General features: G+C 61.6%; 23 protein-coding genes. 21 read left to right on the forward strand and 2 right to left on the reverse strand.

The features are described 5' to 3' along the window. Positions 1-6 precede the first annotated feature (6 nt). From DIS04_RS14505 to DIS04_RS14605, 21 genes are all read left to right on the forward strand, one after another. The gene (locus DIS04_RS14505; protein WP_162623079.1) at positions 7-762 is read left to right on the forward strand and encodes a PFL_4669 family integrating conjugative element protein; all 756 of its coding nucleotides are present in this window, start codon (positions 7-9) and stop codon (positions 760-762) included. 522 nt (positions 763-1,284) lie between these two features. Next, positions 1,285-1,803, forward strand: a complete 519-nt coding sequence (locus tag DIS04_RS14510; protein WP_162623080.1) for a DUF3158 family protein — start codon at positions 1,285-1,287, stop codon at positions 1,801-1,803. Between the two features lie 71 nt (positions 1,804-1,874). Then, positions 1,875-2,375, forward strand: a complete 501-nt coding sequence (locus DIS04_RS14515; RefSeq protein WP_111414509.1) for a single-stranded DNA-binding protein — start codon at positions 1,875-1,877, stop codon at positions 2,373-2,375. A gap of 2 nt (positions 2,376-2,377) precedes the next feature. Continuing rightward, entirely contained in the window at positions 2,378-2,944 is a 567-nt protein-coding gene (locus tag DIS04_RS14520; RefSeq protein WP_111414510.1) for a hypothetical protein, read from the forward strand. Between the two features lie 617 nt (positions 2,945-3,561). Next, positions 3,562-5,604, forward strand: coding sequence for a DNA topoisomerase III (locus DIS04_RS14525; RefSeq protein WP_111414511.1), 2,043 nt, complete (start codon positions 3,562-3,564; stop codon positions 5,602-5,604). 752 nt (positions 5,605-6,356) lie between these two features. Then, positions 6,357-7,028 carry a PFGI-1 class ICE element type IV pilus protein PilL2 gene (gene pilL2, locus DIS04_RS14530; RefSeq protein WP_111414512.1) on the forward strand — a complete coding sequence of 224 codons (672 nt, stop codon included), beginning with the start codon at positions 6,357-6,359 and terminating at the stop codon, positions 7,026-7,028. Between the two features lie 40 nt (positions 7,029-7,068). Next, positions 7,069-7,857 (forward strand): TIGR03759 family integrating conjugative element protein, encoded by a 789-nt coding sequence (locus tag DIS04_RS14535; RefSeq protein WP_162623081.1) that lies wholly within the window; start codon positions 7,069-7,071, stop codon positions 7,855-7,857. Positions 7,858-7,898: 41 nt separating this feature from the next. After that, on the forward strand, positions 7,899-8,666 hold the full coding sequence (locus tag DIS04_RS14540) for a lysozyme family protein (RefSeq protein WP_111414601.1): 768 nt from the start codon (positions 7,899-7,901) through the stop codon (positions 8,664-8,666). 16 nt (positions 8,667-8,682) lie between these two features. Further along, on the forward strand, positions 8,683-9,234 hold the full coding sequence (locus DIS04_RS14545; RefSeq protein ID WP_111414514.1) for an integrating conjugative element protein: 552 nt from the start codon (positions 8,683-8,685) through the stop codon (positions 9,232-9,234). 14 nt (positions 9,235-9,248) lie between these two features. After that, a complete protein-coding gene (locus DIS04_RS14550; RefSeq protein ID WP_162623082.1) occupies positions 9,249-9,803 on the forward strand; it encodes a hypothetical protein in 555 nt (184 codons plus the stop codon). Beyond that, entirely contained in the window at positions 9,800-11,986 is a 2,187-nt protein-coding gene (gene traD / locus DIS04_RS14555) for a type IV conjugative transfer system coupling protein TraD (RefSeq protein WP_111414516.1), read from the forward strand. Before DIS04_RS14550 ends, traD begins: the two co-directional genes overlap by 4 nt. 50 nt (positions 11,987-12,036) lie before the next feature. Continuing rightward, the gene (locus tag DIS04_RS14560; protein WP_111414517.1) at positions 12,037-12,735 is read left to right on the forward strand and encodes a TIGR03747 family integrating conjugative element membrane protein; all 699 of its coding nucleotides are present in this window, start codon (positions 12,037-12,039) and stop codon (positions 12,733-12,735) included. Between the two features lie 153 nt (positions 12,736-12,888). Further along, positions 12,889-13,239: an integrative conjugative element protein, RAQPRD family gene (locus DIS04_RS14565; RefSeq protein WP_111414518.1), complete on the forward strand. Its 351-nt coding sequence runs from the start codon at positions 12,889-12,891 to the stop codon at positions 13,237-13,239. Then, positions 13,239-13,463, forward strand: a complete 225-nt coding sequence (locus DIS04_RS14570; RefSeq protein WP_111414519.1) for a TIGR03758 family integrating conjugative element protein — start codon at positions 13,239-13,241, stop codon at positions 13,461-13,463. The genes DIS04_RS14565 and DIS04_RS14570 overlap by 1 nt, the downstream gene beginning before the upstream one ends. A gap of 41 nt (positions 13,464-13,504) precedes the next feature. Continuing rightward, positions 13,505-13,876 (forward strand): TIGR03745 family integrating conjugative element membrane protein, encoded by a 372-nt coding sequence (locus DIS04_RS14575; protein WP_111414520.1) that lies wholly within the window; start codon positions 13,505-13,507, stop codon positions 13,874-13,876. A gap of 13 nt (positions 13,877-13,889) precedes the next feature. After that, positions 13,890-14,270, forward strand: coding sequence for a TIGR03750 family conjugal transfer protein (locus DIS04_RS14580; protein ID WP_111414521.1), 381 nt, complete (start codon positions 13,890-13,892; stop codon positions 14,268-14,270). Further along, a complete protein-coding gene (locus DIS04_RS14585) occupies positions 14,267-14,908 on the forward strand; it encodes a PFL_4703 family integrating conjugative element protein (protein ID WP_111414522.1) in 642 nt (213 codons plus the stop codon). The genes DIS04_RS14580 and DIS04_RS14585 overlap by 4 nt, the downstream gene beginning before the upstream one ends. Then, positions 14,905-15,753 (forward strand): TIGR03749 family integrating conjugative element protein, encoded by an 849-nt coding sequence (locus DIS04_RS14590; RefSeq protein ID WP_111414523.1) that lies wholly within the window; start codon positions 14,905-14,907, stop codon positions 15,751-15,753. The genes DIS04_RS14585 and DIS04_RS14590 overlap by 4 nt, the downstream gene beginning before the upstream one ends. Continuing rightward, positions 15,750-17,180 carry a TIGR03752 family integrating conjugative element protein gene (locus tag DIS04_RS14595; protein WP_111414524.1) on the forward strand — a complete coding sequence of 477 codons (1,431 nt, stop codon included), beginning with the start codon at positions 15,750-15,752 and terminating at the stop codon, positions 17,178-17,180. Before DIS04_RS14590 ends, DIS04_RS14595 begins: the two co-directional genes overlap by 4 nt. Further along, positions 17,143-17,661, forward strand: a complete 519-nt coding sequence (locus DIS04_RS14600) for a TIGR03751 family conjugal transfer lipoprotein (protein ID WP_111414525.1) — start codon at positions 17,143-17,145, stop codon at positions 17,659-17,661. The genes DIS04_RS14595 and DIS04_RS14600 overlap by 38 nt, the downstream gene beginning before the upstream one ends. Beyond that, a complete protein-coding gene (locus DIS04_RS14605; protein WP_111414526.1) occupies positions 17,658-20,564 on the forward strand; it encodes a conjugative transfer ATPase in 2,907 nt (968 codons plus the stop codon). Before DIS04_RS14600 ends, DIS04_RS14605 begins: the two co-directional genes overlap by 4 nt. A gap of 116 nt (positions 20,565-20,680) precedes the next feature. Here DIS04_RS14605 and DIS04_RS20955 read toward each other — a convergent pair whose 3' ends face one another. Continuing rightward, the gene (locus tag DIS04_RS20955) at positions 20,681-20,815 is read right to left on the reverse strand and encodes a hypothetical protein (RefSeq protein ID WP_422668052.1); all 135 of its coding nucleotides are present in this window, start codon (positions 20,813-20,815) and stop codon (positions 20,681-20,683) included. Beyond that, positions 20,812-21,036 (reverse strand): hypothetical protein, encoded by a 225-nt coding sequence (locus tag DIS04_RS20895; RefSeq protein WP_340148173.1) that lies wholly within the window; start codon positions 21,034-21,036, stop codon positions 20,812-20,814. The genes DIS04_RS20955 and DIS04_RS20895 overlap by 4 nt, the downstream gene beginning before the upstream one ends. Positions 21,037-21,081 lie beyond the last annotated feature (45 nt).

Consider the following 21,081-nt stretch of genomic DNA (forward strand, 5'->3'; position numbering starts at 1 on the left):
ACATTGATGATCAAACTGGAAGGGGGACCGGATATGGCCCTAGAGGCGAACTCGATGGGTGCCTTGCGCAGCAAGATCAATCTAAGCCTGCATACCTATCACGCTACCAGGCTGTGGTGGGGGCGTGGGGTTGAGAGTGGCAAGCCTCAGATCATCGGCTTGCGACAGTTTCTCTTCCTCGTTGGTGCGATCCAGCGCAATGCCACTCGCGACGATCCTTACGCTGATCACTGGATGCTGCTGATCGATGGCAAGCTGGAGGAAGTGCGGGACAAGCTGGATACCGCACTGGCCGATGCCGAGCGGCTCCTGGAGCAGATCCCCAGTGAGCTCACCATCGAAGAGAACGTCAACCAACGGCCCTTCACCACCCCAGTCTATACCGGTGGCCAGCAGGGCTGGTTGGCCCTTCGTCTGCTGATCGACTTCGATCGTTTGGTACGCCACCTCTTGCTCGCTAGCCATGTAGCCATCCTGTCGAGGGATGGAACATACGATCGACTACGGACAGCCAATCACGCGTTGCGCAGCCTGTGCGCCTTTCCCCAGCGCTACCCTGGCTACAGCGGCATCACTCGTGATGACGTTGCCGCCAACAACGCCAAGGCTCGAGAGGCGCGGGAGAAGTTCGGAGAGTTACCCCAGGATGTGCTCGATGGGACGCGGCGCAGCCCGTATGCCCCGTCAGTCCAAAAACCTCAGCAGGTGGCAGCAGAGGATACCGTGTCCGAGGCCAATCCCGATCAAGGTTCCAACAATTAGAAGGAAGGGCCGCTGAAAGGATCGCCTTGAGATCGAGGTAATGGCGATTGGTGACCGTGTCACAAGGAAGCCGTGTGACCATGGCAGAGATAGGACCTCAGGGTGATTCCGCCGGAATCAATTTAACTTAGGGTCACGGCAGCCAGTGGAGGACCTCAGAGTGATTCCGCCGGAATCAATTTAACTTAGGGTCACGGCAAGCCAGTGGAGAACCTCAGGGTGATTCCGCCGGAATCAATTTAGCTTAGGGTCACGGCAGCCAGGTGGAGGACCTCAGGGTGATTCCGCCGGAATCAATTTAACTTAGGGTCACGGCAAGCCAGTGGAGAACCTCAGGGTGATTCCGCCGGAATCAATTTAACTTAGGGTCACGGCAGCCAGGTGGAGGACCTCAGGGTGATTCCGCCGGAATCAATTTAACTTTGGGCCATGACAGGGCGGATGGAAAAGCGTCACAAGTGAAAGCTCAAGCAAGATGGCTAGGGAAGTGATCCTCTTTTGAATGACACAGGACGCATGGACATGGCAATCGAAATGATGGCACCAAGTCGCTACCACGGATCAGCACCAGGTAGCTCCAGTGAGGCCGCACCCAATGCCTACGCAAAGGGCCTTTTGAAACCCTTTAAGGGTAAGGGGGGCATGATCCGATTGAGAGATGAACTCGAGGCGGAAGCAGCGGCGATGGTTCAGGAGGCCGTGAATATCGAGCAGCAATATAACTTCGGTCTACTCTCCAAACTCGGTCTGCTGATACGACATCATGGAGAGCACAATCACCGAGTGCCCTACCTCAGGTGGCGTGACCGAAAAGCCAGGAAGATGGGAAATGCCTTATGGGAGGGAGCGATGGCGCGGCGAGACCTCTCAGAACCAATGCGACGAGAGCTTTATGACATCGAAGTGCTTCGGTGTCTGTTCAATGCCCAGGCGGGCGTCATCAATTCCGAGCTGCGTCGGCTTCGTTCGGTAATCCCCACCTTGGAGCGGGCCGATCAAGTCTTGGCAAGAGAAGTGAAAAAACCTCTCGATATTTTTTAACATTTTCCCGAGACAGACTTGGGCCTTCGCAGGACTCTAGTGGCACACCCCTTGTGGCATAGGAGCTTCTGATGAGCACACGGTTTATTGGTGAGGGCAACATCGGGTCCGATCCGATCGTTAAGATGTTTCCCGACAACGGCAACCAGCCGCCCCGTGGCGTGATGCGCTTGAATGTTCGCTTCGACAACCTGGTACCAACCGAGCATGGGCTGATCGATCGTGGCGGCTTCTGGGCCAATGTCGAAATTTGGGGACGCCAGGTCGAGGAGTGGTCGACGTTGTATCAGCGCAGTCAGCGTGTCCTGGTGATAGGACGCATGGTACTGGATACCTGGGAGAAGGATGGGGAGGAGCAGTCGGCATTCAAGGTCCAGGCGGATCGAGTCGGGATCCTGCCGTATCGAGTTTTGGCTGTGGAGATGGACAGCGCCGCTTCTCAGAGTGGGACGCCGCCGGAACAGCGTACCGCTGTGCCGCCAGCCGACATGCAGCCTTCAACCGACGCCTCCGGCTATGGTGCCGCTGACGGATCTGGCACTGATGGCGGCGGCATGCGAGAGAGGGTGTGACGATGAGGAGTTATTTCCTGCTGCCATTTGGGGTCGCTGCTTTGGCCATCGCCGGGTGTACCACGCACGACCATGTATATTCCCAAGGGCGGTGTTTGACCTGCATCAACAACCCATTCACGGGTGAGCCCGTCAACTACGATACGGAAGATGAGCAGCCGATGCCCTCCGAGCATGCATCCAAGGCAGCAAGTGCTCCCGTAGTGCCGACTACGTTCGTTCTCAACGTCCCGATCGATGTCGATACAGCCTATGCGAGGCTGCGGAGTGCTTTCGGATTCCGGTCGGACGCCGACTTCAATAACGATCTTCGCAGTGATCGGCTCATGCAGATGGATGAGGCATATCACTATGAAGCCACTCCTGGGGCTTTCTATCGTCTCAGCGACTATGACAAGCAGGTGGTCGACGGTGTGGAGCACAGCATCATTCTGAGGGCTGAGATCCAACGAGATGGAGTTGGCTCTAGGATTCAGATGGGGTTCATGCCGGCAGGGAGCAGTCGCACCTTCGACCTCGACGCAATGAAGGCGGCAATTCAGCAGCGTGCCGAGGCCGCGCTGTTGTAACGAGGCAATATGGACCACAGATGCAGATCTGTTCATCACCGATGCCTGGAGGGGACAGCGGAATTCCGGGTGCGCAGCCGAGGAGTGGCTGCTAAAGGATCCAGGCCGTCGGCAAGTGCCTTGCTCCCCCTTGCGGTCTTCTATGTGGCGTTGGCAATGTAGATTACCCACGCACAGATCCGCATTGACGCGCAGGTGGCTTGGCTGGCCGTATCGTGAAAGTTAGGGAAGCCAAGGAGTCAGTTGATTGGCCACGGAGCGAGCTACAATTTTGGAGAACGAAGAATTTGATAGATAAACTGCGCAATGAGCGCATCGGCGTGTCCAATGCCGCCCAACTCCTCGGTGTCAGGGTCTCCGAGCTCAAGGAGGCACTGCGCCAGGGGACGGACCTTCGAGGCCACCCTCCTCCAACACCACTCATCAAGGGAGCTGGTTCTACCGGTACTCAGATGCTGTTCCGTCTCGGTGATGTCATGGACCTAGCTGAGAAGATAGGGAATGGGGACCGGTGATGTCACTCAGGCCAAATCCTTCAATCCCGCGTTATCGTTTCTCCTTTCACCCCACCACAGGCTGACGGAGCCTGTTTCCCCATAATCTCATGGGAGACAGACATGAAGCTTTTTCTCTGCGAGAAGCCGTCACAGGCCCGAGATATTGCCATGGTGCTGGGAGCAAATCAGAAAGATGACGGCTGCTTGCGCGGCCATGGCACCGTCGTCACCTGGGGCTTCGGGCATTTGCTCGAGCAGGCCCCGCCCGACGCTTATGACCCCGCGTTCAAGCGTTGGGCGCTTGATACCCTGCCGATCCTGCCGACGTCCTGGAAGTTGGAGGTCAAAAAGAGTGGACGCAAGCAGTTCGAGACGATCCGCAAGCTGCTGAGGGAGGCCACGGAAGTGGTGGTGGCCACCGATGCCGATCGCGAGGGTGAGACCATCGCCCGTGAGATCCTGGAGTACTGCGATTACCGCGGGCCTGTGAGCCGCCTGTGGCTGTCGGCACTGGACGATACCTCCATCCGCAAGGCTCTGGCCGACATTCGTCCCGGAGACTCGACCTATCCGCTCTACCTGGCTGGCCTGGGGCGAAGCCGTGCCGACTGGCTGGTCGGCATGAACCTGACCCGGGCCTACACTGTGATCGCCAAGCAACAGGGGCACGATGGGGTGCTGTCTGTCGGTCGAGTCCAGACGCCGACGCTGCGGCTTGTGGTGGACCGTGACCGAGAGATCGCGGACTTTGTGCCCAAGCCCTTCTGGGAGTTAGAGGGGCTGTTCCAGGCCAAGGGCAGTACTTTCAAGGCGAAGTGGAAGCCGCGGGACGAATCGCTGCTGGATGATGCGGGACGTTGCATCAACGAGGCTGCCGCCCGGGAGCTGGTCCAGCGTGCTTCTGACGGTGAAGGGCAGATCTCCCGTTTGGAGACGGCGCGCAAGAGGGAGGCGCCGCCGTTGGTGATGGATTTGGCCACGCTGCAGCAGGAGGCCTCGCGGCGCTATGGGTACGGGGCGCAGCAGGTGCTGGACGTTGCCCAGACGCTCTACGAGACCCACAAGGCGACCACCTATCCCAGGACCGATTGCCGCTACTTGCCGCTCTCTCAACTGGAGGAAGCCGAGGGGGTGATGACGGCGCTACTGAAAACGGATCCTGAACTTTCTCCGCTTCGCGATCATCTGGATCTGTCGCGCAAGAGCCGGGTCTGGAACGACAGCAAGATCACCGCTCACCACGGAATCATCCCAACCACCTCGCCTTGCGACATGTCCCGCATGAGTGAGCCGGAGCGGTATCTCTACGATCTGATCCGTCGTCACTATCTCGCTCAGTTCCTGTCTCCCCACGAGTACGATCAGACCGATGTCGTCGTGAAGTTGGCGGGAGAGGACTTCGTGGCCACCGGCCGGCAGGTCCAGGTCGAGGGGTGGCGAGTGCTGTTCACGAAGGCAGCGAAGGAGAGCGAGGAGGAGGCCGGCGGTACGGAAGGAGAAAACGCTGGCCAGGCGTTACCGGCACTGTACCAGGGAGAGGTGTGCCCGGTGCGTTCTCTCGAGGTAATGACCAAGCAGACGACCCCGCCCAAACCCTTCACGGAAGGGACGTTGATCTCGGCGATGAAGCACGCGGCCCGCTTTGTCACCGATGAACGGCTGAAGGTCAGGCTCAAGGAGACGGCGGGCATCGGCACCGAGGCAACCCGGGCGGGGATCATCGAGACGCTGTTGAAGCGGGGTTTCCTGAGGAAGCAGAAACGCGCCTTGGTCTCAACGCTCACGGCCCGTCAGCTCATCGATGCCCTACCCGCCACGGTGACCGATCCGGGGATGACTGCCCTGTGGGAGCAAGCACTGGATGTAGTGGCGGCACGGCGGCTGCCGCTCGATGAGTTCATGGCGCGCCAGACAATCTTGATCAACAGGCTGGTCAAGCATGCGGCGGGGATAACTATGTCGCTGCCTCAGCAGCAACCGGCGCAGAAGTGCCCCGACTGCGGGGCGCCGATGCTCAAGCGCAAGGGCAGGAGCGGACCTTTTCTGGGCTGTAGCCGCTACCCTGAATGCAGAGGGATCGTGAACCTCGGGAAGCAGCGAGGGAAGGCTAAGGGGGTTGGACCGCAAGGTCGCGGGGATAAAGGGAGTGTTGCCAATGGCTGAGCAGTGGAGGGACTACATGATGTGGCTATAGTTCAGTCGTCGGGCCACTTATCCTATTGAATTACCGTGGTGAAGACTTCGTCCATGTGTTGACCGCCAAGGCTAGGCTGCCATAATGACAGGCGTACCCCGCTGGTCACTGGCGGTCATCAGTGACGCCCTTTGAGTCCTCAGTGGCTCAATTGACCCCCAAGTCTCCCGCGCCTCGTGCAAGGAGACATCCCCACGCCACCTTACGCATGCCGTGGCACCAGGTTGCACTGTCGGGGATTCGAGGCTCCCTTTACCTAGGTCAGCCTGGTGAGCTGGCCACCCTTCTACTTCCATGCAGTCTGACCAGTGAGCGATCTCTGCCTTGGGATTGCTCGCTGGCCGGATTGTCATGACTTCACGCTGGCGGTGCCCGCCGCTTGAACACTGGGCTCCCTTTGTGCGGGGATACCGTGCATATTCGCGAGACGCGAAGTACCGATCGTTACGCCGCCATAGGATCGGGTGTGAGGTTGTCGGCATGGCTGAGAGGGACGTGACCGACGTCGAACATAGTGGCCCCTTCGTGTGATCTACCTTCTCCGGCGGGTAGAGGCTAACTCAGGCATTCTCTGCTTCACCTAATCGAGACCGGGGCGCTCCCAAACCGGAGCGCCTGGCTTGCGAAATAGTCGCTGGACACGCTTAACATTCCCTGTCGATCCCCCTGTTCCTCCACGGCACTGTGAATCTGCTTTCGATCAGAGCTTCGCGAGGCCGACATGGTGCGATCTATCCCTCGATTTCTTACCTGTAGCATGGCCGTGGCCTTGCTGGTCGGCTGTGCTGACCAGTTGCATCGGTCGTCGACCGAGCATGCCGAGGCGACGCAGGTCGACGAGGCTAGCGCCCTGGAAATTGCACCTCGCGGTGAGCCCCAGACCGTTTACCGGGAGCAAGATGCCACCACCGCCCCGAATGCGCTCCGGACGGGTGTGGTGGAGGCGGATGGCCATGCACATGAGCTGCCGACAATCGAAGTGTTGCGCACGGCTCGATACCAGCTGGTGTCCACACGGGCCCCGCTGGGGCAGCGGCAGTTGCTCGAGCAGTACGTGAATGTGCGCGTCCCGTCGGACGTGTCCACCACGGTAGGTGATGGGATCGAATATGCCCTGCGAAATACCGGCTACTCGCTGTGCCACCCCAATGCCAATCCTCAGCGCTGGTTATTCAGCCGGCCGCTGCCGGCGATCCATTACCGGCTGGGGCCCATGCCGCTCCGCGAGGCACTGCAGGTGCTCGCCGGCGATGCCTGGGAGCTTGATGTCGATCCCGTGCGGCGGGAGGTCTGCTTCGAGCAGCGGGGCATCCGTGCAGCGGGGACGCTGGGTGTGGCTCATTCCTTGGTAGGTACTCCAGGTATCAATACAGCGGAGGCAGGCGATGAGTGACGACGCCAACAAGCGCGCCCAGACGAGGAGAGGGATGAGCATGATGTCGCAAGATTGGAAGGTATGGCGCAGCGGGCCGGCCTTCGGCATCGGTGCCGCCTTATGTCTCGGGTTGTTGGCTTTCCCAGCGTCGGCCCAGACGTTGGTACCGGGGGACGGCCAGACGAATTCCCAAGACACGAGTGGTATCGAGGAGCGGGACAGCCAGATCCGCGACTCACAGCGCGCCGAGGCCCGCGAGTGGGGCTTGGACGAGCGGGAGTGGCAGCGCTACGAGGCGCTGATGGAGGGCTCGCGCGGGATTTGGTCACCGGACCTCGATCCGCTGACGGCGCTGGGCATCGAGGCGGAGACAGCGGAGGAGCGTCGCCGCTACGCCGAGATGCTGGTCGAGGTAGAGAGGGAAAGAGTCGAGCGCGAGCTCGCCTTCCAGCGCGCCTATGATGAGGCCTGGCAGCGCCTTTATCCCAACGAAATGCCTGTCGAGCAGTTCCTGCTGGGCGATTCTGGCCAGGCTGGGCAGGGGAGCGTGACCTTTCTCCAAGACGCCGGCAGTTCGGCCGGTTCCTCGCGCTTGAGCGTGCATGTAGCGGCCCAGGGGTGTGCCAGCTGTGACGCCACTATCCGGGAGCTGCTGGACAGCGGTGTGCCCATGGATGTCTTCGTCATCGACTCGGAGGGTGACGACACCGTCATTCGACAGTGGGCCCGGGACAATTCAATCCCGGTGAGCCGTGTGCAGTCTCGTGAGATCACGCTCAACCATGGGAGGACGGATGCATCCCTGGGCGTGACGCGGGACAGCGTGCCCCAGATCTTTCCTCGGTAGGCAGGGTTCTGGCGATGCGTTTCCGGCGTTCGCAGACCACCATGCTTCGTCTCTGGTGCTGCTATCTCGGGCTGTGGTTTGTCTTGGCTGCCATTCCGGTGTCGGCAACGGCCGGCAACGATATACCCGAGGCCTATGTTGTCGCGGCACAGCGCCATGGCGTGCCGCCTGAGGTGCTGTATGCCGTGGCACTGACGGAATCCAAGGTCCCGCTGGCGCATACGCTGCGTCCCTGGCCCTGGACGCTGAATGTCGCGGGACAGAGCTACTACTTCGAGACGCGGGCGGAGGCCTGCGAGGCGTTGACTCGCGCGCTGTTCGAGACCGAGTTGATTGACGTGGGCGTGGCACAGCTCAATCTCCGCTGGCAGCCTCAGCTGTTCGGTGCAGGCAATCGCTTCGTGGACCCCTGTGATGCCCTCGATCCCTACGCCAATCTGGATGAGGCGGCGAAGCTGTTGCGTTCGCACTATGACGCCAGTGGCAGCCAGGACTGGGTGGCGGCCGCGGGGCGGTATCACCGTCCCGCCGGTGGCGCGCCGGCGTCACGCTACCGGCGAGCGGTGGCGGCCAATCTCGAACGCCTGGATGACGGCACGCGTCAGGTGGATGCGGCGGGTGGCGTCCAGTTCGCCTCGGCCGAGAACATTTCGCTTTCGACCGCATCATCCTCGACCGCGACTGCCGTCGAACCCGAACCCCTCAATGCCGATACTTCCCTGGTCTGGGTCGCTCCCTTGAAACCGGCTCAGTGGGTCGATCCGGAGAGACGCTGGGATCGGCTCGTTGCGTCGGTGGCGGCACATTGATTTGAAGGAAACACTCATGAAGACACCCTTGATCACCATGGTCGGCCTGGTCGCTTCGACTGTCGTTCTCTCCGGCCACGCACAGCAACCGCCGCGGCCGCCGGGATTACCCGAATTGACGGTGGTGGCTGACCACGGTGGCGAACCCGCCCGGCCGTACTACGTTGCTATCGGCATGGCCGGGGTAGACGAGGAGGACGGCTATGTGCCCGATCCCTCGGCGCCGGTGTCCATCGACGAGCGCGACATGCTCCCGGTGGAGAGTGAGACCCTGTCGCCCGGACGAGTCCAGCCCCGGTCATTGGAATTGCCCCCGAGCATGACGCCGTTCTTTCTGGTCGGCGCTGACGATCTTTCGGTGGAGTGGTTGAAGCAGCGTGGGGCCATCCTTCGGGAGATGAATGCCGTGGGCTTGGTGGTCCAGGTGGCTGGTTTGGAGGAGCTGGAGCGGCTCAGAGACCTGGGGCAGGGGCTGGAAATGCGGCCGGTATCCGCTGACGACCTGGCGGAGCGGTTGGGGTTGTCGAAATACCCGGTACTGATTACCGCCGACAACATCGAGCAGTGAGGGAGGAAGGCACCGTGACTTTGATGCTTCCCGACACTGCCTTCGATGCACTGGACGTACCGCAACTTGGCCATCAGCCCGAGGATGCCGAGCGACGTATTTTGCTCGCGGCGCGATTGATCCAGCTCGGCGTGCTTGCCTGCCGTCGGCTGGATCGACCGCTCAAGGTGACGACCCTGCTGCCCCTGGTAGAGCGCATCGAGGCCCTGGACGCCCTGGCGATCGACTTTGCCGCTGTGGTGTTGCCGGCGGAGGCTTGGCAACGGATTGCCGCGAAGCTGGCGGGGTTCGGGGAGCGCTCGATACCCCGAGCCTACCAGGGACGCGACAAGCGCATCCCCGCCCTGTGGCTCTATCTACGCGAGGCACCCTGCGAGAACCCGGAGGCATCCCGTCTCCTGGATGGCTTCGCTTCCGCCTGCCGCTACGACAGTGCCCATTACAACGCCATCCTCGCCAACCTGGCCGGTGAAGGGATCCTCGAATCGGCGGCCGTGCAAGTGCTGGAGCGTCTCGACGGCGGCAGCGAAAACGGATCGGCCGCCATCGAGAAGGAGGGCTCGGCGTGAACCAGACCCATCCCCTCGAGTCGCTGTTGCGGCCTGCCGTGGAGCTGAACACGGCGGTTGTGTGTTTCGCCTGTGCTCTGATGTGTGTGTTCGCACCATGGGCCTTGGCGTTGACGCCCAGCGTGGGGATCGGCATGGCCTTTGCCTTCATGGGCTTCGGCCTGTGGCGGGGGAGGCAGGCGTGGATCGTCTTGCGGTATCGCCGCAACATGCGCCGCCTGCCTCGCTTCGCCCTGCGCTGCGACCAGGTCCCGGTGAGTACCCGGAGCCTGTGGCTGGGCAAGGGCTTCAAGTGGGAGGCCAGGCATACCCAGCGACTTCACGAGAGCCAGCAGCCCGAGGCCGAGCGCTATATCAAGCCATCGCGTCCCTATCGGATTGCCCGCCATCTGGAGAATCGTCTGGAACGTGTCCGCTCCCTCTCTTTCCTGATTCGGCTCCTAAGCGCGAACAGCGCCCTCAATCCCTTCCGCCCCCTGCCGCCGGTCGGGGGGATTCCCGCCTTGCATGCCGTGGAGTGGCGGGAGATAGACGTGCGCCTGCCACTGGGCGAGCGGGTGGCACATACGCTGGTGGAGGGCACGACTCGGGTCGGCAAGACTCGCCTGGCCGAGGTGATGATCACCCAGGACATCGCTCGGGCGGCTCAGGATGTGGTGATCTGCTTCGACCCCAAGGGCGATAGCGACCTGCTGATCCGCATGTACATCGAGGCGCTGCGGGCAGGACGTGGCGACGAGTTCTATGTCTTCCACTTGGGCTATCCCGGAATAAGCGCTCGCTACAATGCGGTAGGACGCTTCGGGCGGATCAGCGAGGTGGCGACCCGCATCTCCGGTCAACTGTCCGGCGAGGGCAACAGTGCGGCATTCAGGGAGTTCGCCTGGCGCTTCGTGAATATCGTGGCAAGGGCACGCCACTCCCTGGGACAACGGCCCACCTATGACCAGATCCTCTCCGATGTGGTCAATATCGATGGCCTAATGATCGAGTACGCCCAGCAGACCTTGGCGAAGCACGATGCCCATGCCTGGGACCGAATCAGCGAAATCGAGGGCAAGCTCAACGACAAGAACATCCCCATGGCCATGAAGGGCCGCGACAAGCGTGTGGTGGCAATCGAGCAGTATCTGCAGCAGGCCCGGATACGCGATGCCGTGCTCGAGGGCTTGAGGTCCGCAGTGCGTTACGACAAGACCTACTTCGACAAGATCGTCGCCAGCCTGCTGCCTCTACTGGAGAAGCTGACCACGGGGCGCATCGCCGAACTGCTCTCGCCGGACTACCACGACCTGGAGGACCCGCGGCCGATCTTCGACTGGCAGCAGATCATCCGCAAGCGGGGCATCGTCTACGTCGGGCTCGATGCGCTTTCCGATTTCGAGGTCGCCCAGGCGGTGGGCAACTCGATGTTCGCTGATCTGGTGTCGGTGGCGGGCTACATCTACAAGCACGGTATCGACGATGGGTTGCCCAAGGTGGACGGTGGCGGATCCGGCAAAGTGGCAATCAACCTGCACTGCGACGAGTTCAACGAGCTGATGGGCGATGAGTTCATCCCGCTGATCAACAAAGGCGGCGGCGCGGGGATCCAGGTGACGGCCTATACCCAGACCATGAGCGACATTGAGGCGCGTATCGGCAGCACCGCCAAGGCGGGCCAGGTCATCGGCAACTTCAACAACCTGATCATGTTGCGCGTGCGCGAGGAGCGAACCGCCAGGCTACTCACCGACCAACTGCGCAAGGTCAACGTGGCCTCCCGCATGCTGGTGTCCATGGCCGGCGACAACCCGGATGTCGACTCCTCGGTCGACTTCACGAGCTCCGGGGGCGACCGGATCAGCACCGTTCAGGTGCCCATGATCGAGTCGGCCGACGTGGTGAGCCTGCCCAAGGGGCAGGCCTTCGCATTGCTCGAGGGCGGACAACTCTGGAAGATCCGCATGCCGTTACCGCTGCCCGACAAGGGCAAGAATCTCCCCAGCAACATTCAGGACATCGCCGAGGACATGCGGGCACGATACAGCACCGCCGAGCGGTGGTGGGAGGATGTCATGCCGCCACCTATCCATTTCGACCCGCCGCAACTTGGGGAAGTAGCAAACCAGGCAACTTACCAACCGCCCCCCGTCGGGCCCTTGGACATGGGGGAGGCCAGCGATGTGCCGTGGCAGGAGTGATGCCGAACAATCCGGCGCTCGGTCGAAGATGACGCGAGGGAGGGTAGCTTATGACCACGCAGACCGCTGAACGGACCCACGAACGCCGCGGCGGGCTCTTCTCGCGTTCGATCGGCATCCCCATGCAGCTGGTCGGTATCCTGCTGGTGTCCCTGCTGTGTTCGATCCTGATCGAGTGGGCGGGAATCTTCTGGGAATGGTGGGCTCAGCCAGGAGCCGAACACGCTCGAATGACCATGGAGCGCGAGATGGGCTGGTTGGATAGCGAGTTCTCGCGATCGCTGGTGGTCTCGCGGCCGGTGGAGTCTGCCACCTGGTTCATCGGGATGTCGTATGAGTGGGTCTTCGTCAAGACCGGCATCTCCCCCTTCCTGGAGAGCAATGCCAACAGCGGTGGCTGGCTGGGCACGCTGAACCAATACATGCAGGCTGCGGTCTATGTCACGCTGATGACTTTGACCCGGGTCGTGATCCTGGTTTTGACCTCGCCACTGTTCGCCCTGGCCGGTCTGGTGGGAGTGGTCGATGGTCTGGTGCGACGAGACTTGCGGCGTTTCGGGGCGGGACGTGAGTCCGCTTTCATTTATCACCATGCCAAGCGCATGGTCGGACCGGTCTTCGTGGTCGGTTGGATCATCTACTTGAGCGTACCTTTCGCCATTCATCCCAATGTGTTTCTGCTGCCCTGCGCGGCCCTGTTTGGCTTGTTGGTGAGTGTCGCCACGGGGAGCTTCAAGAAGTACCTGTAATCCACCATTCCCCTGCACGTTCCCTGCTTTGACGCCCTCCGTGGCGTCTTTTTTTTGCCCGGAATACCCCATGTCGGCGCTTAACATTTCGGGGTGATCGGCTGGTCGGTTCCCGCAACGATGCGGGTATAGATGGTCGACTAGAGCCGAGCCATGTCTGCTTCAACCAGATGCCTTCTAACCGTCGTCACGGCCTGCGCTGTCGCTGCCACATTACCTGCTTCGTTGCAGGCGCACGCCGACGGACGAGATGAAATCCTGCGTCGTGACCTGGCCGTGATCCAGACGCAACTCGACCAGATCGGGGTCGTCGTTGACCGGATCGAGGCTCGCCAGGACCTGGCTGATCCGGCGACAACTCGATTCTTCCTCGACACACGGCAACTACGCGATGACCTGACACGCATTGCCGATGGCATCGATGAGTATCTCGAACCACCTCGGCTCCCGCCGCGTGTCCCGAGTGCACTGTCGGGGGACTACCTGAGGCAGGAGGTTCCTTGATGGACAGCACGGCCGCCTTCGAGACCGGTTCGGGGTTCGAGATCTCCGGCTTGTATCTGCTGCTGGCCGGAGTGGGCTGTGTCGCGATCCTGTTATGGGCCGCTTGGGCTGCCATATCGGCATACAGAGGTTGGGCGAAGGGCAACGTCAAGGGCGATGTCTTCGCTGGGGTCGCCGTGCGGCTGTTGCTGCTAATCCTGATTTTCATCTGGCTGTTCGTATGAACAGCCGCGCAACGTAGTGCAACCGAAGGAGTGAAGTCACCATGAAATCCTCGATGATGATTCGGCACATCGCTCGTGCCAAACGGTCGCTGGCGCACCTCGTCGGTCTCGCCATGTGTCTGCCTGGCATCGCCATGGCACAGGGGCTTCCCGAGCTGGAAGAGCCCTCCACTGGTGGAGGGGGGCTGAGGGATACCATGCAGGGCTATCTGTATGACTTTGGCATCTTGATCGGTCTGTTGCTGGCCACCGCTGTGTTCCTGGTTGTCGGCTCCGCCTCGATCGCGTCATTCAAGGAGGCCAGGGAGCGCGAGACCTGGGGAAAATTCGCTCTGACAGTCGTGGTTGGGGTGGTGTTGGTCATCGCCATCATCTGGCTGACCACGGAAGCCGCGCCAATCCTGATGCCTTGACCGGAGAGGCACCATGCCGAGCATCGCCTTCATTCCCAAAAGGCTGAATGAGCCACCCGTGGTGTTCCGTGGCATGACCGGCAAGGAGGTCGTCATGATGGCGGTAGTCGGTTTCGCCTCGGGGCTGCCATTGGGCATCGTCAGTGCTTGGGTGCTGGGAGCCATCGCCATGGTGCCCACCGTGTGCTTCCTCTTCGCAGGGGCGGCCCTGTGGTTTGGCGGCACGGTGATGCGCCGCCTCCGCCGTGGCCGCTCTACCATCTGGTTCTACCGCCATGTGCAGTGGAAGCTCGCCTGCGCTGGTCTGCCCATGAGCGACGCGGGCTCCCTGATCACTGACTCGACCTCCTATCGGATTCGGCGCGACTCCTACCGACACGGAGGACGCTCATGAGCCGTTATCGTCACGCCCTCGCTGGAAGGGACGCGCATATCACTACCTTGCGGGGAATCATCCTGGTGCTGGTGGTCATCTGCGGCGGTCTTTGGTGGGGATGGAATACTGCCCCCGAGAACTTGACCATCCACAATCCGCCAGATCTGCGCAGCGGCAGCACGCGGGCCTGGTGGGAAGTCCCGCCCTCCAGCGCCTACGCGTTCGGTTTCTACGTTTGGCAGCAGATCAATCGTTGGCCGACGAACGGGGAGGTGGATTACGAGCGCAACCTCCACTCGCTCCAGCACTTCCTGACGCCCTCCTGTCAGATCGAGCTCGAACGCGACTACGAGCGGCGTCTCGACCGCAATGAGCTGTCCGGCCGGGTGCGAGGCATCTACGAAATCCCGGGTCGAGGCTATCGGCCCGCGGCGGTGAAGATCCTGAGTCGAGACGCCTGGGTGGTGACCCTGGATCTGGCGATCGATGAGCAGTACGCCGGCACCCCGGTACGAGACGTGTTCATCCGCTATCCCCTGCGAGTCGTCCGTGCCGACGTCGATCCCGAGCACAACCCCTGGGGGCTGCAGGTCGACTGCTTCGAGGGTACGCCCAAGCGCCTGGAGGTGCCCAACCAGGAAGGAGCTGACGTATGAAGCTGATCCGTCGTATGGCACTGCTCGCGGCCGCGACCTTGATGGCTGGGTCGTCCTGGGCGGTGGAGATCGTCGAGTGGGACCGGCGACCGATGACTATTCCGCTGCCTGTTGGCAGCGAACGGATCGTGGTTCTGGATCGCAATGTTCGGGTCGGCCTGCCGTCTTCCATAGCCGACCCGGAAGTCCTGCGGGTACAGAGCACCGGTGGCGTGCTCTATCTGCTGGCTCACGAGAACTTCGATACCCAGCGCGTACAACTGCAGGATGTCGAGAGCGGCGAGATCCTGCTGGTGGACTTATCGGCACGGGAGGGGGCCAGCGACGAGGATATCCGCATCGTCGAAGCCGAGGAGTCTGTCCAATCGGCTCCCACTGATGGGCATGCCTCAGCCGAGGACGCTCAGGACACCGACCGGGGCCGGCCTCTGGCACCAACGCCGGTTGCGCTGACCCGCCATGCCGCTCAGTCCCTGTACGCACCGATGCGTGCCATCGAGAACATGACGGGGGTGAGGCGGGTGCCGATGCGGTTGCCCGATTCTCTTCCGACGTTGCTGCCGTCCCTGCCGCTGGAGGCCAAGCCGCTGGCGGCGTGGACGCTCGGCGGCTACACGGTGACGGCTGTGCGATTGACCAACCAGGATCCGCGGAGCTTCGAGCTCGATCCGCGTTACCTGCAGGGGGAGCTGTACAGCGCGACCTTCATGCATCCGAGCATTGGCCCGCGGGGTAGCGTCGAGGACACGACGACGGTGTTCGTGGTGACGCAGGGCGGTGGACTCGCCGAGTCGATGCTGATGCCGCCCGAAGCGACAGGCCAGGATGAAGGGGATGACGCATGACACTCAAGAGTAATGCCCTTCTGAAGCTCCTGGTGCCGTTGGTGGTGATGATCGCTCTGGTGGTGATGCTGCGTGCCTGCAACGAGGGTGGTGAACAGGCCACGGCCGAGCAGCGGGAGGATCCGACGCTGAGGCTCTCCGACGACGAGATGGACGCGCTCGGTATCGAAGGGGACACCCCGCGGGATACCGTGGCGACCCTGGTCGGCCAGGTCCAGTCCATGCGCGATGAACTGGATCGCTCACAGGCAGAGACCGAAGCGTTACGCGAACAAAATGCGCAACTGGTCCAGCGCAGTCAGAACATCGACCAGCGGATCGACGAGGCCCTGCGCGAGGAGCGGGAAAGACTGCAGGCCGACAGGCGGCAGCAATCACAGCAGGAGGAGGGCCTGCTGGGCTCTTTGCAACAGCAACTCAACCAGCTGCAGAGCCGCATCGACTCCAGTGGCGACGCAGAAGCCGGTGAGGAGATGCCCATCGGTTTAGGCCTTGAGGACGGCGGTGCCACATCCAGCATGTCCTGGGTCGATCCCATGGATTCCCGGGAGGGGTCGGCGAGTGGCCGCAATGATGAGCATGTGAACTTCCCGTCCTCCTTCGGAGAGGCCGCCGGCTCGGCCAGTGACGCAGCCAGGCGCTCCGTCGAGGCGGTAGAGAGCCGGGTGACCGGCGAGCCTCCGGATTCGACCGTTGAGCCCGTCTACACCGTGCCGGAGAACTCCACCCTGATGGGGTCGCTGGCCATGACGGCACTGATTGGGCGCGTGCCCGTGGATGGCACGGTGACGGATCCGTTTCCGTTCAAGATCATCGTCGGCCAGGACAATCTCACCGCCAACGGCATCGAGGTGCCGGAAGTGCAGGCGGCGATCATGAGTGGTACCGCCACCGGGGATTGGACGCTGTCGTGCGTCCGCGGTGATGTGCACTCCGTGACCTTCGTGTTCCAGGACGGCACGGTACGTACCCTGCCATCGCCTGAGGACCTCGACAGTGGCGACTCCGACTCGCGCACCAAGATCGGCTGGATCTCCGATGAAATGGGTATGCCCTGCGTGAGCGGTGAGCGTAACAGCAACGCCAAGCAATACCTGGGCACGCAGTCGCTGCTGACCGCTGCGGGGGCCGGTGTGGCTTCAATGCTGAGCGATGAGGGTGATATCGCGACGACGATCAACTCCGATGGCTCCGTGACCCAGGCGATGACAGGCAGCCAGGCGACCCAACAGATCATGGCCTCAGGTGTCAACGATATGTCGCGGTGGGTCAATCGTCTCTATGGCGAGGCCTTCGCTGCGGTCTTCGTGCCCCCGGGCCGTGATGTGGCCGTGCATATCGACCGCGAACTGCAGATCGACTACGAAACCGTAGGCAGGAGGGTGCACTATGATCGCGATCTATCGCTCCGCAACGACATGCCGTAACCCGCTTACCGCGTTGGGTCTGTGCATCTTCCTTGGGTCGTCGCTGCTGATCTCCGGGTGCGCAACCTCCAAGGACGAAATGTGGGACGGCGAGGGCGTGACCATGCAGGAGTTGTGGCGACAGGACGCCGGCGGTGGTGAAGACATGACCCAGCGCGGTCTGCTCGATGCCCGTGGAGAGCTGCGCCGTCAGCTCGGCGATGGCGTGATGGTGGATGAGCGCATTGCCTATACACGCGAAGCGGCCAAAGAGATCTACAGCCAGTTCACACGGCTGGATAACCCCGACCTGGTGATGTACGTCTTCCCGCATCTCGCCGGCGCAGATCCCGTGCCTATCCCGGGCTATTCCACGGTGTTCCCGCTCTACTCACGGCTGCAGTACGCCATGCCGGGCGAGACCGCCCGGCCGCGGGCGCTCGAGGAGACTGGTAAGCGACGCGGTCGTGTCAGCGTCGAACTCGTGGGAGGGCGGCCATGAGCGCGTTTGATCGGATGATGACCCGGCTGTTTCCGCCCACCGGTCCGGACAAGGAGGCCAAGCGACTGTCCGGGAGCGGTGACCCCGAACCCTCGGCCCTGGCCGAGGCGCTGTTGACCGATGAAAACGGTCGCCCCCTCTCTCTGCCACGGGGAAAGTCGATCACCCAGGACGCCCTGCGCAAGGCGTACCGCTGCAAGCCGAGCTTCGCGTCCCGCCTGCCGTGGGTCGAGTATCTAACCGAGTCGGGGTGCTTCCTGCTCGAGGACGGCATCTCCGTGGGCGTGGTGGCCGAGGTTATCCCGGTGCCGACGGAGGGGCGTGGCGAGGAAGCTCTGGAAGCGGTGCGCGATACCATCTGCGCGACCCTTCAGGACTGCCTGCCAGAGCACGACCATTTTCCCTGGGTCCTTCAGCTTTACGCGCGGGATGAGACGGACCCGCGCGAGGACCTGGAACGGCTCCAGAGCTACGCTCACCCCGATGTGCGCGATACCGAGTACACCCAGGCTTGGCTCGACAGCATGGAGACCCACTTGCGGGCCACCACCAAGCCGGGCGGGTTGTTCGTCGACGATGTAGTGACCGACACCCAGTGGCGTGGTCAGTCAAGGCGGACTCGCCTGGTACTGTATCGCCGATTAGGTAGCGGCAAAACGAAGCTGGGTGAGCGCCGGTCGCGTCGCGATCTACGGCCCGAAGATGCCGTCAATCATGTGTATGGCCGCCTGGAGGCCTCCCTCAAGGCGGCTGGCCTGCGCTTGCGGCGCTATGATGGCCGCGACTTCCATCGCTGGATGATGCCACGCTTCAATCCGCGACCCCGATACTCACCCGAGGATCCCCAGCGGTTCTACGATGTTTTCGATTATCCGCGGGAGGAGGTGAGGCTGCTGCAGTACGATCTGGCCGAGGGGATGCTGGCGAGTTCCCCTTATGGCGATGTCGAGTCGGGTTGGTGGTATTTCGATGGAATGCCCCACGCCGTGGTGCCGGTGGAGGAGATTCGTCAGGTGCCCAAGGTGGGACACCTGACAGGTGAAGTTCCCAAGGGCGACGGCATCTCCACCACCGCCAAGTCCAATGCATTGATGGATTTACTGCCAGAGGGTACCGAGGTCTGTTTGACCATGGTGGCTACCCCCCAAGAACCCCTCGAAGACCATATCAACCAGCTACGCAAGAAAGCGGTGGGAGATACCGTCCTGGCCGAGTCGGTGCGTCGGGACTGCGACGAGGCGCGTGAGTACCTGAGCAAAAGTCATAAGCTGTACCAGAGTAACCTGGTCTTCTATGTGCACGGGGCGGATGAGTGCGAATTGAACCGACACCTCCTTGAGCTCACCACGTACTTGACCAATGCCAACCTTAAACCGGTGGAACCCGAGGATGAGGTTGCGGCGCTAAACACCTATCTGCGCTGGCTGCCCATGGCTTACGATCCCGAGTTGGATCGTGGCGGATGGTATACCCAGCTCAACTTCGTCCAGCACATCGCCAACCTGGCACCCTTCTTCGGCCGCGCTCGGGGTACCGGACACCCTGGCTTGTCCTTCTTCAACCGTGGGGGCGGGACCTTTCACGTCGACCCCCTGAACTATGCCGACCGGTCCGCTAACGCGCACATGCTGATCTTCGGTCCGACCGGGGCCGGGAAGTCTGCCACCCTCAACGGCATGCTCAGCCAGGTAATGGCAATGCATCGCCCGCGGCTGTTCGTGATCGAGGTCGGCAACTCCTTCGGCATGCTGGGTGACTACTTCCAGCGGATGGGATTGACGGTCAACAAGGTGCGCCTGGCTCCCGGCTCGGGGGCCAAGTTGCCGCCTTTCACCGAGGCCCACCGCCTGCTCGAGGACAACATGGAGGCGGCACGCAAGCAACGCGATGCCGAGGACCACAATCTCTATGAAAACGTATCCGTCGAGGATCTGATCGAGAGTGCCGATAGCGATGACGACGAACGCGATTTGATCGGCGAAATGGAGACGGCCGCTCGCCTGATGATCACCGGGGGTGAACCCAAGGAGGAGGCGGACTTCAAGCGCGCCGACAGACGGATGGTGCGAGATGCGATCTATCGGGCGGCTCGTACCACCTATGAGGAAGGGCGCCAGTGTCTGACCGAGGACGTGCGTCATGCCTTTCGTGAGATCGCTAGGGACTCCGAGCTGCCCGAGCAGGCCCGCAAACGAGCCTATGACATGGGCGAGGCCCTTGGGCTCTTCGTGGATGGTTTCGACGGTCAGATGTTCAATACCGAGGGCGAGCCATGGCCCGAGTGCGATGTGACGATCATCGACCTGGCGCACTACGCCCGCGAGGGGTATGAGGCTCAACTGGCCCTGTCGGTGATCTCGATCACCAACATGATCACCAACCTGGCCGAACGCGAGCAGTACTCGGGTCGACACATCATTCAGGCCATCGACGAGAGCCACATCGTCACCGTCAATCCGCTGCTCAGCCCCTTCTTTGTCAAGGTGGGCAAGATGGGGCGCAAGCTGTCCCACTGGTTGTGGTTCGCGACCCAGAACCTGGCGGATTTCCCCGCCGCGGCAGAGAAGTTACTGAACATGTGTGAATGGTGGATACTGCTGACGTTGCCGCCCGACGAGGTCGAGCAGGTGGCGCGCTTCAAGACGCTGACGCCGGAGCAGCGTCAGCTCATGCGCTCAGCCACCAAGGTGCCGAAGAAATACACCGAAGGGGTAGTTCTGTCGGGCCGGGTCGAGGCCCTGTTCCGAGTGGTTCCGCCTAGTCTGTACCTGGCCCTAGCCGGCACGGAAGGCGAGGAGAAGGCCGAACGCGACCGGATCATGAAGGAGCTCAAGTGCTCGGAGCTCGATGCGGCGATCAAGATCGCTAGGCGGCTGGACGAAGCAAGGGGAATCGGCTCATGACAGCGTATGTGTTCCAGGTCGAGCGCTCGGTCGTTGGTGCTCCGGCGCTCTTTGTTATAAATCTAATACTGCCTGCGCACTTGCGGTTAAAGTATTAGCGTAAAGCGCCGAACGGATCAGTCCTCGACCCTGACTAGCCAGGACTCCACCGTCTCCTCATCGAACTCCGCTTTCCAAGCTTTGAGTGTGTTTTGGTTGGCCCCGCGTGTTTCGACGACCTCGCCGGTATAGGGGTTTTCGTAGACCTTCAACTCCGCTTGCGCCCGCTTTGCGACGACTTTGCGTGGCCGGTCGGACTCAACAGATCCAGGACCTCAGCCGCTGACTTGTCATGGTCCGACATCAGGGCTTCCAGCTTGGTCTTGAATTCGAGTTCCTTCTTGAAGTGCGGATTGCTCTCGAGTTCCGTCAATTGATCCTGGAGTTGCTTTAACTGTTGTTCTTGTTGCAGGTAGGAGTTGAGCAGTGACATGCGTTGTTGGCCTCTTAGTGTGATTCAATACTTATTTAAGATATC

This window comes from Billgrantia lactosivorans (assembly GCF_003254665.1).
Lineage (GTDB): Bacteria > Pseudomonadota > Gammaproteobacteria > Pseudomonadales > Halomonadaceae > Halomonas > Halomonas lactosivorans.